This is a genomic window from Rhodoferax sp. RT5P35 (assembly GCF_056521385.1).
On record NZ_JBWMAX010000005.1, the window covers coordinates 406560 to 417609 of the forward strand.

The window sequence follows — 11050 nt, forward strand, 5'->3', positions numbered from 1 at the left end:
TTAGTCGTTGATGCTGGTGCGCACCTTGATGTTTTTCTCCTTGGCGTAGGCCAGGAACGACTTCTCGATAATGGGGCGCAGCAGCTTCCAGTCCGGCGCGATCCAGTCGGACACGCCGTTCCACTTGGTGCCATCCCACTGCTGGAAGGCCACGCGGCCATCGCCTTCGTGGTTGTCCCAGGTCACGTTGATGGAATGGAACAGGCCTTTGGCACCCAAAGCGGCGGCGCGGGCTTCGTCGATCTTCAGGTTCTCCAGGCCCCAGCGGATTTCATCACCCGTGAGGGTGCGCTTGCCGAACTTGGCCTGGGCGATGCGGATGGCTTCCACGTTCAGGATGCCGTTCAGAATGCCCAGGTTGTGGTAACGGGTGCCGATGCGTTTTTTGTCTTCCAGATTGCCCTTACCCGCGTCGTACACGGTTTTTACGATGTCTTGCACCACCGGGTACTGGGCACCGGCAGACACGCTGGTGATGGCCACATAGCCCTTGGCGGCGTCGCCCGCAGGAATCACGTCTTCTTCCGAGTTGGACCAGACGTTGCCGATGATGTGGTCGGCTGGAAAGCCGGTTTTCTGCGCGGTCTTCAAGGCCACCGGATTCATCACGCCCCAGCCGCGCAGCACCACGTAGTCGGGCTTGGCACGGCGGATGGTGAGCCACTGCGACTGCTGTTCGTTGCCAGGATGCGGCACTTCGATCTGCTGCACGGTAAATCCGTATTTCTTGGCCAGCAGCTCATAGATGGGGATGGTCTCTTTGCCGTACGGCGAGCCGTGGTACAGCACCACGATCTTCTTGCCTTTCAGCTTGGCCTCACCACCTTCTTTACCCGCGATGTAGTTGACGATGCCCGAGGTCTCGCTGTAGGGGTTGAGCAGCAGCGGAAAGACGTATTTGAAAACCCGGCCGTCGGTGGTGTCGGTGCGGCCATGGTTGATGGTCAGCAGCGGCACCTTGTCGGCGGTGACCCTGTCTATTAGCGCGTAGGCAATGCCGACCGACAGCGGGTTCCAGGCGGCGATGCCGGGGTGGGTCTTCAGGCGTTCATACACCTCTACACCGCGCTCTACCTCGTATTGGGTCTCGCCTTCCTCCCAGGTCAGCTTGACGCCGCCGACACCGCCATCGCGGATGTTGACCAGGTTCAGGTAGTCGATAAAACCACCAAAGAAGCCGGTGCCACCTGCGGCATACGGACCTACGCGGTAGCTTTGCAGCGGAAAGAATTGTTCGTCGGCTTGGGCCGCCTGCAGGCCGCTGACCGCCAGCGTAGCGGCGATAGCTGCGGTACGCAGTTTTGTGATGAATGACATGGATGAAAACTCCCGTAGATTTTTGAGTTGAAGTGCTGTTTTCAGACAGCCGGAGACAGCTTCTTCTGTAGGCGGATCCATAAGGCGGCCAGCCCCTGTGGCTCCACGATGAGAAAGAAGATGATGAGTGCGCCCAGCACGATGCGCTGGGCCATGTCGAGCACGCCCGAGTCGAACCAGTGGCCGAACACAAATATGCCGACGCGTGACAGCAGCAGCGGAAACACCACGATCAACGCGGCCCCCAGAAAGGCCCCGCGGATGGTGGCCAGGCCGCCGATGATGACGATGAACAGAATCTGGAACGAGCGGTCCAGGTTGAAGCCCGCAGGCTCCACCGTGCGCAGGTAGACAAAGGCCCACAGCACGCCCGCCACGCCCACAATGAAGGACGAAATCGCAAACGCCAGCAGCTTGGTACGCAGCACAGGTACACCGATCACCCGCGCCGCCAATGGGTTGTCGCGCACTGCAATGAAGTTGTGCCCGGTCTGGGTCTGCACCAGCCGCCAGACCAGGGCTGTGAGCACCGCCACCAGAGTCAGTGCAAACAGGTAGCGCCCGACCGGCGTGTCGAAAGTGATGCCAAACGCCTGCAGCAGTGGCGCGTCGATCACGCCGGAGGCACTGTCGTTGGTGAACCAACTGAACTTGGTCAAAGCCCACTGCACAAAGAACTGGGCCGCCAGCGTGGACACGGCCAGATAAAAGCCGCTCAGGCGCAGGCTGGGCAGACCAAACACCAGGCCCACTGCCGTGGCCGACAGCCCCGCCAGGGCGATGCTGGCCAGCAGCGGCAGCCCCGGCAGGCGCAGGTTGAAGTTGTAGGCCGCAAAGGCGCCTACGGCCATGAAGGCGGCCGAGCCCAGCGACAACTGGCCCGCGTAGCCAGTCAGCACGTTTAACCCAACGCCCGCCAGCGCCAGCGCCAGAAAAGGGATCAGGATCGCGTCGAACAGATAGGCCGTGCCCAGCAGCGGTACCAGGCCGTAGGCCACCAGTAGCAGCACCAGCGGTGCGACCCAGGCAGGCCAGGCTTTGGTTTGCAATGTGCTCATGCCCGCTCCACCAGTTTTTGGCCGAACAGGCCTGCGGGGCGTACCAGCAGAAAGGCCAGTGCCGCCACGTAGGCAAACCAGCTCTCGATGCCACCGCCCACGAACGGGCCCAGATACACCTCCGCCAGCTTCTCCAGCGCGCCGATCAGCAGGCCGCCCACAATCGCGCCCAGGATGGAGTCAAAGCCGCCCAGCATCAGCACCGGCAGCGCCTTGAGCACCACCAGCGACAGCGAAAACTGCACGCCCAGCCGCGCGCCCCACAGCAACCCCGCCACCAGCGCAATCGTGCCCGCGGTAGCCCACACCGTGGCCGCAATGCGCGGCAGGCGCAGGCCCACGGCGATGGCCGCAAAGCTGTCGTCGGCCACGGCGCGAAAGGCCAGGCCGGTGCGGGTGTAGCGAAAGAAGGCTGACAGCAGCGTTACCATCAGGCCCGCCGTGGCTGCCGCAAACAGGTCGAAGGTGGACACCATGATGCCGAAGAACTCCAGCGGCGTGTCGGCCACCCCCAGCTCCAGCGCATGCACCTGTGTGCCCCACAGCAGCTGTGCCACGCCTTCGATCACATACGACAGGCCCAGCGTGGCCATGAACAAGGTGATCGGCGGCTGGTTCACCAGTGGGCGCAGCACGGCGCGCTCGATCAGCAAGCCCAGCGCCACCATCAGCGCGAAGGTCAGCAGCAGCGCCAGCGCAAACGGCATGCCGCGCTCGACCAGGCTAACGAAAGTCAGGGCGGCAAACAGCAGTTGCGCACCCTGCGCAAAATTGAGTACGCCCGAGGTCTTAAAGATCAGCACAAAGCCAATCGCCACCAGCGAATACATCACGCCGGAGAGCAGGCCGCCGACCAGCACCTCGGCAAAGAAAGCGAAGTCAAAGCCTTCCATTACGCCAGTACCTCTTCTGCATGGGCCACACCGAGGTAGGCGTCGATGACCGCCGGGTTCGCGCGCACCTCGGCGGGTGTGCCGTCTGCTATCTTGCGGCCATAGTCAAGCACCGCTACCCGGTCCGACAAGCCCATGACCACGCCGATGTCGTGTTCGATCAGCAAAATGGTGGTGCCGAAGCTGTCGCGTGCGGCGCGCACCAGGTGCGCCATCTCGCTTTTTTCGGTCACCGTCATGCCCGCCATGGGCTCGTCCAGCAGCAGAAGCTGGGGGCGGGCCACCAGCGCCCGCGCCAGCTCCACCCGTTTTTGCAGGCCATAGGGCAGGGTGCCTGCCAGCCGGTCGCGCACATGGTTCAGGTCCAGAAATCCCATGACCTCGTCGGTGCGGGCCTGGGCGTCGTCGCGCTCGCGCCGGGCCCGCCCCAGGCCTATCCACTGCCCAATGAAGGTAGAGCGCACGGTACTGACCCGGCCCATCACGATGTTGTCGCGCACGGTCAGGCCTTTGAACAGAGCCAGGTTCTGAAAAGTGCGCGCTACACCCAGGCGCGCCAGCCGCGCGGTAGGCACCTGGGCAAAGCGTTTACCGACTATGCAGACCTGGCCCTGGTCGGGCCGGTACAGGCCGCTGATGACGTTCACCAGCGAGCTTTTGCCCGCGCCATTGGGGCCGATCACCGCGCGGATTTCTCCGGCGGCAATCGACAGGTCCACGCCCGCCAGTGCGGTCACGCCGCCAAACGACAGGTGGATGCCTTGCAGTTGCAGCACCGGTGCGGCTACCTGCGCTGCGGCCTGGGGGCGCGCCGACGGTGCAGCTGGGATGGTACGCGGCAGCCCGGCAGGCGCGAGGCGGTCAAAGGTGGCGCTGGACATCGGTGAATCCTCAGGCCACGGCTTCCAGGGCCGGCTCGGCCTGCTGCTGCACCTGGGCTGCTTCGAGGATGCGCACCAGCGGCAGCACCTTCTGGCCGAAGTACTCCACCTCTTCGATAAAGTGCAGAAAGCCCGCCAGCACCAGGTCCACGCCGATGGCCTTCAGTGCCACGATGCGCTCGGCGATCTGCTGCGGCGTGCCGATCAGGTTGGTGCGGAAGCCATCGTTGTACTGCACCAGGTCTTCAAAGGTCGATTTAGCCCAGTTGCCTTCGCCTTCAGGCGATGCCTTGCCAGCCTGTTTGGCCGCGTCGCCAAAGGCGTGTACGGCTTCCACGTGGGCGTGTTTGATGATGTCGGCCAGCACAGCTCTGGCTTCTTCCTCGGTATCGCGGGCGATGACGAAGGCGTTCACGCCTATGCGCACCTTGTGGCCGTTCTTCGCGGCTTTGGCCTGGATGTCGTCGATCTGCTCTTTCAGCTTGTCGGGCGTGTTGCCGTTGGTGAAGTACCAGTCGGACACGCTGGCCGCGTTGTCGCGTGCCGCCCGCGAGCTGCCGCCCTGGAAGATCTCGGGGTGCGGCTTCTGGATGGGCTTGGGGCTTAGCGTGTAGTTGTTGAAGCGGTAGAAATCGCCCTTGAAGGTGAAGTTGTCTTGCGTCCAGATGCCTTTCAGCGCCTGGATGAACTCGTGCGAGCGGCGGTAGCGTTCGTCGTGTTCCAGCCAGGGCTCGCCAATCGCCTGGAACTCGCCCTTGAACCAGCCGCTCACCACGTTGATGGCGATGCGGCCCTTCGAAATATGGTCGATGGTGGCAATCTGCTTGGCCACTACGGCGGGGCTCCAGGGGCCGGGCAGGATGGCGGCCAGCACTTTCAGCTGGGTGGTGGCGTGCAGCAGCGCCTGGCTGAACGACACCGATTCGTGCTGGTACTCCGCACCGTAGCCTGCGGTAAAGCGGATCTGGGTCAGCGCGTATTCAAAGCCGGATTTTTCTGCCGTCTGGGCTAGCTTCTGGTTGTATTCCAGGCTCCAGTCGGTGCGCTGCGGGATGGTACTGACCACCAGGCCGCCGCTGACATTGGGCACCCAGTAGGCGAATTTGACGGCGGCGGGGGTAACAGTGGCGTGGCTCATGGAGTGGTTCCTTTCGGTGGGTACAGGGGTTTCAGGCAGCGGCGGTTTCACGTGCGGCCACCGGGGTCTGCACCAGTTGCGCCAGTTGCGGCACAGCGCGTTCAATTGCCAGCGCGATGCGCTCTTTCAGCGCCGGGCTACTGACCTCGTAGCCGTCGAAGTCCTTCTCTACCGCGTACACGCCGATGGGCAGGGTGCGGGCCTGGAAGAAGCTGAACAGCGGGCGCAACTGGTGGTCGATCACCAGCGCATGGCGGTCGCTGCCGCCGGTGGCGGCCAGCAGTACCGGCTTGTCGGTCAGCGCCTCGTGGTGCACAAAGTCGAACAGGTGCTTGAACAAGCCGGTGTACGACGCGCGGTACACCGGGCTGGCCACGATCAGCAGGTCGGCCGATTCGATGGCGGCAATCTCTGCTTCCACGTGGGCGGGCAACTGGTTGCGGTACAGGGCGCCGGCAAACTGCGGGCCGATATTGCCTAGCTCGATCAGATGCACGTCGATAGGCAGGGCATCGCCCAGCGCCGACAAGAGTTCTTGCACCAGCACCAGGGTGCGGGAGGGGCGCTGCAAACCACCGGATACAGCCACGACTTTGAGTTTCTTCACCATTTTGATATGACCTCTGTTTGGAAGCCGCAACCTATTTGCAGCACATTGGCTATATGCGAATGGCGTGCCAAGATTTTTTATATATAAATCAATGGCTTACGTAAATACGGGTGGTTTTGGCCATGCCTGTTTTGCAGCATGCTGCGGATGCCGTGCTGCTGGCGCAGCAGGCCAGGCCGCATAGTTGGTTTGCGCGCATGCTTATGTTGTCTTTGGCTGCTGCTTGCGCAGCATGTGGGGTGGTTTTGCTGGTAGCGCAGCAGTGGCGTACATGAGCGTTATTTGCTATTTAAAAAGTAGCTGCTGGCGTAGGTACTACCTGCGCTAGAGGGCTAAAAAGCTTGTAATTTTGTAGCTGTTACCCCTTCGCGCGGCCAGAACGCGCACCTTGCAGCAGCAGTGCAGCCTTGGGGTGTGACTCAAATCCCCATTGAAAAAGCCATCCAGCGCAATAGCTACGCGCGTGAATGGCTTTGAGAAGTAGAGCGGCTCTTACGACAGCGCTACTTCAGCCTCGGTCTGGGTCTGCTTCCTTTCCTCCCCTTCCTTTCGCTTGAACCGTTCAATATCTCGGTACTGGTGCGCGGGGTGGCTCTCGGGCAGCAGGGGGCCGTCGCCAAACAGTTTTTCGCGCAGCGTGCCGGGCTTGTAAGCCGTGGGATAGACGCCGCGCTGCTGCAGCTCGGGCACCAGGTGGGTGACGACGTCTTCAAAGGTCTCATGCGCAATGGCGTAGGCTAGGTTGAAGCCGTCGATGTCGGTGGCTTCCACCCATTGCTGCAGGATGTCGGCTACGGTGGTGGCCGAGCCTACGAACACCGGGCCCAGGCCGCCCACGCCGCCCCACTTCGCCAATTCCTCGATGGTCCAGGAGCGATCGCCGCCGGCTAGCACTTCCACGGCGGACAGGATGGCGTTGGTGTCCACCTTGCGCACCAGCTCGGTGGGCGCGTACTGGCCGAAGTCGATGCCGGTCCAGCCGGACATGAAGACCAGCGCGCCGTCGTACGAGGTGTGGCGTTGGTATTCGGCAAACTTGGCCTGGGCTTTGGCGTCGGTCTCGTCCACGATCACCGTCACCAGGTTGTAGACCAGCAGCTTGCGCGGGTCGCGCCCGGCCAGTGCGGCCTGCCCGCGCACGTCGCGCACATAGTTCTTCAGCACGTTTTGCGTGGGCGCGGCGACGAACACGCATTCGGCGTGCTGGGCCGCAAAGCTCTTGCCCGGGCCGGACGCGCCGGCCTGGTACAGCACCGGCGTGCGCTGCGGCGAGGGCTCGCTGAGGTGGTAGCCGGGCACGTCGAAGTACTTGCCCTTGTGGGCGATCTCGTGGATCTTTTCCGGGTGGGCGAAGATGCCCTTGGCCCGGTCGCGCACCACGGCGTCGGCCTCCCAGCTGCCTTCCAGCAGCTTGTACAGCACCTCCACGTATTCGTTGGCCACCTCGTAGCGGTTGTCGTGGCGGCGCAGGCCGCCCTGGCTGATGTTCTTGGCGCCGCTTTCCAGGTAGGAGGTGACGATGTTCCAGCCCAGCCGGCCCTGGGTGTGGTGGTCGGCAGTGGAGAGTCGCCGCGCAAAGGTGTACGGGTGCTCAAACGATGTGGACGCGGTGATGCCTATGCCCAGGTGCTCGGTCACCATGGCGATGGGCGCGGCCAGCTGCAACGGGTCGTTCACCGGGATCTGCGCGCCCTGTTGTAGCGCGTGGTAGTTGCTGCCCTTGTAGACGTCGTAGTAACCGATCACGTCGGCGATGAAGATGCCGTCGAAGAAGCCCTTCTCCAGCGTCTTGGCCAGGTCGGTCCAGTAGCGCAGGTCTTTGTACTCCCAGGACCTGTCGCGTGGGTGCGCCCACAGCCCGGGCGACTGGTGGGCCACGCAGTTCATTTCGAACGCGTTGAAGCGGATATTTCTACCCATCGCTTAGCTCCAGGCGTGGCGCGGGGCGTGCACGCCGTTCAGGTGGTAGTTGCCCATGTGGAAGTACTTCCAGCGCACCGGGTCGTGCAGGGTGTGCACCCGGGCGTTGCGCCAGTGGCGGTCCAGGTTGTGCTCGGCCAGGGTGGAACGGGTTCCGGCCAGTTCAAACAGCTTGTTGGTGGCGGCAATCGCGGCCTCGGTGGTCAGCACTTTGGCTTCGGCGGTGGCCAGGGTGGCGGCGTTGACCGTGGCCTCGTTCGGCTCAGCCAGGGCCAGGTCGATGGCGCGGCCAGCGCGCTCCAGCAGGGCTTCGGCTGCGTGCAGGCGCAGCGTGAGGTCGCCGATGGCGCTGATGGTGAATGGGTCTTCGGCGGCGGTTTCCTTGCCGCTGTCAATCCACGGGCGGCTGCGGTTCTTGACGAAGGCGATGGTCTCGGCAATCGCGCCTGCGGCAATGCCTGCGTCGATGGCGGCCTGGATGATTTGCGATATTGCGCCCGCTGCCGTGGGCCGGTCGAACGCGGCTACCGGCACCAGGCGGCTCAGCGGCACGCGCACGTCCACGATCTGGATTGAGCCCGAAGCCGTGGTGCGCTGGCCAAAGCTGGACCAGTCGTTCAGCACCGTCAGGCCGTCGGCGTTGCGGTCGGCAAAGGCCAGGTAGCCCTTGCCCTCCAGCGGGTCCACCGTGACGATGGGCACGATGTGCGCCAGCAGCGCGCCGGTGGTGTAGAACTTTTGGCCGTTGACCACCGCGGTGTCGCCCTCGATCTTGAAGGTGGTTTCGAACGCGGCCACGGTCTTGCTGTTTTTTTCCGAGAAAGCATTGCCGAAGCGTATGCCCTGTAGCACCAGGCCGAACAGCTCGGCTTGCTGTGCGGGTGTGGCATCCAACCCGATATGCGCCACCAGGGCCAGGTGGTTTTGCGTGATCTGGGCCAGGCTGGAGTCGCCCTCGGCCAGGATGCGTATCACCTGCGCCAGCGTGGCATACGACACGCCTGTGCCGCCATAGGCCTTGGGCACGTTAATGCCCCACAGCCCGCTTTGCGAGTAAGCGTCCAGCTCTGAAAGGGGTAGCAGGCCTTCGCGGTCGCGCAGGGCCGATTCGGTGCGGAATTCGGCGGCCAGGCGGTGCGCCACGGTGATGGCTTCGGCATCGTCGCGGATGACGTGGGCCGGTTGGCTGGGCCGGGGGCGGGCGGTAAACGGCGCGGTGGAGTTGACGCGGGGGCGGTCGAGGGTGGCGATGGTCATGGTGTGTCCTAGGGTGATTCTTCGGTTCAAACTTTGCGGCCCGGGCCGTTGCCGATTTGCCAGACATACGGCGGCTCGGTGCCGTTGATGCGCCAGTCGCCGACGATGCGCGACTTGTAGACGATGGGGTTGTGTGAGGCCACCACGCGGGCGTTGCGCCAGTGCCGGTCCAGCGCCTTGCTGGTGCTGGCAGCCGATGCGCCCAGCGCGTTGAACAGGTCGGTGCCCGCGCGCAGCACCAACTCGGCCACCACGATCTGCCCTTGGGCGGAGGCGATTTCGGCGTCGATATTGGCCTGGCGCTCGGTGGCTTCGTCCTGGCCTTGCACCCGGGCCTCATAGACGCGTTGGGCGGGCAGGGTGGCGCGCAGGGCGGTGGCTTCGGCCGCGTAGACCAGGGCCGAGATTTGGCCCACCACCTGCTGGATCTGTGCGTCCTGGCTCACATGCGGTGCATTGCCGGTGCTGTAGACGCGCTGGCGGTCGCGCACCTGCTGGGCCACGTCGCGCTCGATGGCGCGGCCAATACCGGCCAGCGTGGCCAGGTGGAACAGCTGGTAAAAGGCGGTTTGGTACTTGAAGCGCGTCTCGAAGGGGAAGATGTTTTCCGCGTCAATCTGTGCGTTCTGGTACACCGAGGTGCCGCTGCCGGTGGTGCGCTGGCCAAAGCCGTCCCAGTCGTCCTGCTGCTGCACGCCGGGCTGGTGGGTGCGGACCGCCGCGATCACGTCGGCGTTGTTGTCGGCGCGGCGGGCGTACAGGTCGATCCAGTCGGCAAAGATGCTTCCAGTGCTGTAGAACTTGCGGCCATTGGCCACCCATTGGCTGTTTTTTTGCGAAATTTTGGTGACCACGTCGCCAATCGCCACGGCACCCACTTCCGACCAGGCGTTGCCCACCAGCTCGCCCGCCACAAAGCGTTGGAACCACACCTCGCGCTCGGGGCTGGCCGGGGCGTTCAGCCGGTCTTCCACAAACGCAAAATGCCCGCGCAGTGCCTGGGTGACGTTGGAGTCGGCCTCGGACAGGCTAATCAGCAGCTGGAACAGCTGGGGAATGCTGGCTCCGCCGCCGCCGTGCTCCAGCGGCACCCGTACCGCACCAAAGCCGGCCTGCTTGAGCCAGGTGATGGGCTCGGTCGGCAAGATGCGCTGGCGCTCGCGCTCCAGTGCGGTGTCTGCAATGCGCTGAAATATGGGGGCGAACCTGGCGGCCAGCAGCGGGTGGTCGCTGGCGCTGGGCAGTGCGTCGTGAATGCCGGGTTGCGCAACGGCGTGCGGTGTACGGTCCATAGTGATATGCCTTCTGGGTAGAAGCCGCAAACAATTAGCGGCGTATAGGCTATATGCGAATCCTGTGCCAATATTTCCACCAATGGAATCAAGCACTTAGCTGTTGGTGGGAGTGGGGGCCTGCTGGGTTGGCAGCAGGCTGCGGCTGGGCTGCTGCGAGGGCAGCAGGGCGCGACAGGGTTCCCCACCATTTTTAAGAAAAATAGGCCTCCAGCGCAGATAGAACCTGCGCGGGTAGCTATAAAAAATGGAGTATTCGCCCTTGCACGTTGGAGTGCAGCCCGGCCCGTCTACAGGCCTGCGCGGCGGTGCAATCCGGCCAAACTGCGCTTCAACACGGCCATTCGCACAGGGTGCGGCCGCTTGCACAGCGGCGCGCCACGTTGCAGCATTACATTCGCGGCCACAGCGCTGGTACGTGGTACCAGCCCATTTATCCATTGACCGCAAGAGAGAGACACTATGAAAACCAAAGCCGCCGTCGCCTGGAAAGCAGGCGCCCCCCTGACCATCGAAACCGTGGACCTGGAAGGCCCCAAGTTCGGCGAAGTGCTGGTCGAGATCAAAGCCACCGGCATCTGCCACACCGACTACTACACCCTCAGCGGTGCCGACCCCGAAGGCATCTTCCCCGCCATCCTCGGCCACGAAGGCGCAGGCATCGTGGTCGATGTCGGCCCCGGT

At 63.6% G+C, this 11050-nt stretch carries 10 protein-coding genes; 1 reads left to right on the forward strand and 9 read right to left on the reverse strand.

Features of this window, described 5'->3' with window-relative positions; all coding sequences use genetic code 11:
* The 9 genes from AC097L_RS10550 to AC097L_RS10590 all read right to left on the reverse strand — a co-directional run bounded on the left by AC097L_RS10550 (position 1) and on the right by AC097L_RS10590 (position 10366).
* Complete coding sequence (locus AC097L_RS10550; protein ID WP_479586321.1) at positions 1 to 1317, reverse strand: ABC transporter substrate-binding protein; 1317 nt, start codon at positions 1315 to 1317, stop codon at positions 1 to 3.
* A gap of 41 nt (positions 1318 to 1358) precedes the next feature.
* Positions 1359 to 2375 carry a branched-chain amino acid ABC transporter permease gene (locus AC097L_RS10555; protein ID WP_479586322.1) on the reverse strand — a complete coding sequence of 339 codons (1017 nt, stop codon included), beginning with the start codon at positions 2373 to 2375 and terminating at the stop codon, positions 1359 to 1361.
* Positions 2372 to 3268 (reverse strand): branched-chain amino acid ABC transporter permease, encoded by an 897-nt coding sequence (locus tag AC097L_RS10560; RefSeq protein ID WP_479586323.1) that lies wholly within the window; start codon positions 3266 to 3268, stop codon positions 2372 to 2374. Before AC097L_RS10560 ends, AC097L_RS10555 begins: the two co-directional genes overlap by 4 nt.
* Positions 3268 to 4149: an ABC transporter ATP-binding protein gene (locus tag AC097L_RS10565; protein ID WP_479586324.1), complete on the reverse strand. Its 882-nt coding sequence runs from the start codon at positions 4147 to 4149 to the stop codon at positions 3268 to 3270. Before AC097L_RS10565 ends, AC097L_RS10560 begins: the two co-directional genes overlap by 1 nt.
* 10 nt (positions 4150 to 4159) lie before the next feature.
* Complete coding sequence (sfnG, locus tag AC097L_RS10570; protein WP_479586325.1) at positions 4160 to 5287, reverse strand: dimethylsulfone monooxygenase SfnG; 1128 nt, start codon at positions 5285 to 5287, stop codon at positions 4160 to 4162.
* Between the two features lie 31 nt (positions 5288 to 5318).
* Positions 5319 to 5897 carry an FMN reductase gene (gene msuE, locus AC097L_RS10575; protein WP_479586326.1) on the reverse strand — a complete coding sequence of 193 codons (579 nt, stop codon included), beginning with the start codon at positions 5895 to 5897 and terminating at the stop codon, positions 5319 to 5321.
* Positions 5898 to 6389: 492 nt separating this feature from the next.
* Positions 6390 to 7817, reverse strand: coding sequence for an LLM class flavin-dependent oxidoreductase (locus tag AC097L_RS10580; RefSeq protein ID WP_479586327.1), 1428 nt, complete (start codon positions 7815 to 7817; stop codon positions 6390 to 6392).
* A 3-nt stretch (positions 7818 to 7820) separates the two neighbouring features.
* Complete coding sequence (locus AC097L_RS10585) at positions 7821 to 9074, reverse strand: SfnB family sulfur acquisition oxidoreductase (RefSeq protein ID WP_479586328.1); 1254 nt, start codon at positions 9072 to 9074, stop codon at positions 7821 to 7823.
* A 26-nt stretch (positions 9075 to 9100) separates the two neighbouring features.
* Entirely contained in the window at positions 9101 to 10366 is a 1266-nt protein-coding gene (locus AC097L_RS10590; protein ID WP_479586329.1) for an acyl-CoA dehydrogenase family protein, read from the reverse strand.
* A gap of 462 nt (positions 10367 to 10828) precedes the next feature.
* Between AC097L_RS10590 and AC097L_RS10595 the strand changes: the two genes are divergently transcribed.
* Positions 10829 to 11050 (forward strand): alcohol dehydrogenase catalytic domain-containing protein (locus AC097L_RS10595; protein WP_479586330.1); only part of this gene is annotated, 222 nt, incomplete at its 3' end.

What these genes read in the sequence shown, in the direction of transcription:
- AC097L_RS10550 (WP_479586321.1), bottom strand. Translation starts at nt 1,317, where the DNA reads ATGTCATTCATCACAAAACTGCGTACCGCAGCTATCGCCGCTACGCTG.
- AC097L_RS10555 (WP_479586322.1), bottom strand. Translation starts at nt 2,375, where the DNA reads ATGAGCACATTGCAAACCAAAGCCTGGCCTGCCTGGGTCGCACCGCTG.
- AC097L_RS10560 (WP_479586323.1), bottom strand. Translation starts at nt 3,268, where the DNA reads ATGGAAGGCTTTGACTTCGCTTTCTTTGCCGAGGTGCTGGTCGGCGGC.
- AC097L_RS10565 (WP_479586324.1), bottom strand. Translation starts at nt 4,149, where the DNA reads ATGTCCAGCGCCACCTTTGACCGCCTCGCGCCTGCCGGGCTGCCGCGT.
- sfnG (WP_479586325.1), bottom strand. Translation starts at nt 5,287, where the DNA reads ATGAGCCACGCCACTGTTACCCCCGCCGCCGTCAAATTCGCCTACTGG.
- msuE (WP_479586326.1), bottom strand. Translation starts at nt 5,897, where the DNA reads ATGGTGAAGAAACTCAAAGTCGTGGCTGTATCCGGTGGTTTGCAGCGC.
- AC097L_RS10580 (WP_479586327.1), bottom strand. Translation starts at nt 7,817, where the DNA reads ATGGGTAGAAATATCCGCTTCAACGCGTTCGAAATGAACTGCGTGGCC.
- AC097L_RS10585 (WP_479586328.1), bottom strand. Translation starts at nt 9,074, where the DNA reads ATGACCATCGCCACCCTCGACCGCCCCCGCGTCAACTCCACCGCGCCG.
- AC097L_RS10590 (WP_479586329.1), bottom strand. Translation starts at nt 10,366, where the DNA reads ATGGACCGTACACCGCACGCCGTTGCGCAACCCGGCATTCACGACGCA.